The sequence below is a fragment of the Rhodanobacter sp. DHB23 genome (assembly GCF_014842975.1).
In the GTDB taxonomy this organism is placed as follows: domain Bacteria; phylum Pseudomonadota; class Gammaproteobacteria; order Xanthomonadales; family Rhodanobacteraceae; genus Rhodanobacter_A.
Genome location: NZ_JACYXK010000002.1, coordinates 1 through 1,109 on the forward strand (window position 1 = coordinate 1; position 1,109 = coordinate 1,109).

The following is a 1,109-nucleotide window of genomic DNA, read 5'->3' on the forward strand; positions in this document are numbered from 1 at the left end:
ATCGGGTGGATCAGGCTCACCACCATCTTGATGTTGTCGCCCGGCATGACCATCTCCACGCCTTCCGGCAGCTCGATCGCACCGGTCACGTCCGTCGTGCGGAAGTAGAACTGCGGACGGTAGCCCTTGAAGAACGGGGTATGACGGCCGCCTTCGTCCTTCGACAGCACGTACACCTCGGCCTCGAAGTCCGTGTGCGGGGTGATCGTGCCCGGCTTCGCCAGCACCTGGCCGCGCTCCACGTCGTCACGCTTCAGGCCGCGCAGCAGCAGACCCGCGTTGTCGCCCGCCTGGCCCTGGTCCAGCAGCTTGCGGAACATTTCCACGCCGGTCACGGTGGTCTTCTGGGTCGGACGGATGCCCACCACTTCGATTTCGTCACCGACCTTGATCACGCCACGCTCGATACGGCCGGTCACCACGGTGCCGCGGCCCGAGATCGAGAACACGTCTTCCACCGGCATCAGGAACGGCTGGTCGATCGCACGCTGCGGCTCCGGAATGTACGTGTCCAGCGCGTCCACCAGCGAGATGATCGCCGGCACGCCGATCTCCGACTGGTCGCCTTCCAGCGCCAGCTTCGCCGAACCCTTGATGATCGGGGTGTCGTCGCCCGGAAAGTCGTACTTCGACAGCAGCTCGCGCACTTCCATCTCGACCAGCTCGAGCAGCTCGGCGTCGTCCACCATGTCGGCCTTGTTCAGGAACACGACGATGTACGGCACGCCCACCTGGCGGCTGAGCAGGATGTGTTCGCGCGTCTGCGGCATCGGGCCGTCCGCGGCCGAGCACACCAGGATCGCGCCGTCCATCTGCGCCGCACCCGTGATCATGTTCTTCACGTAGTCGGCGTGGCCCGGGCAGTCCACGTGCGCGTAGTGGCGGCTCGGCGATTCGTACTCGACGTGCGCGGTCGAGATCGTGATGCCGCGCGCCTTCTCTTCCGGCGCCGCGTCGATCGCGTCGTAGGCCTTGAATTCGCCGCCGAAGCGCTCCGCACCGACCTTCGTCAGCGCCGCCGTCAGCGTCGTCTTGCCGTGGTCCACGTGACCAATCGTGCCCACGTTCACGTGGGGCTTGGTGCGCTCGAACTTGCCCTTTGCCATGAC

The 1,109-nt window shown here is 65.8% G+C and carries 1 protein-coding gene; it reads right to left on the minus strand.

The window, feature by feature from the left end:
* A partial coding sequence (gene tuf, locus IHE47_RS00010; protein ID WP_192102875.1) for an elongation factor Tu occupies positions 1–1,106 on the minus strand: 1,106 nt, incomplete at its 3' end.
* Positions 1,107–1,109: the final 3 nt, after the last annotated feature.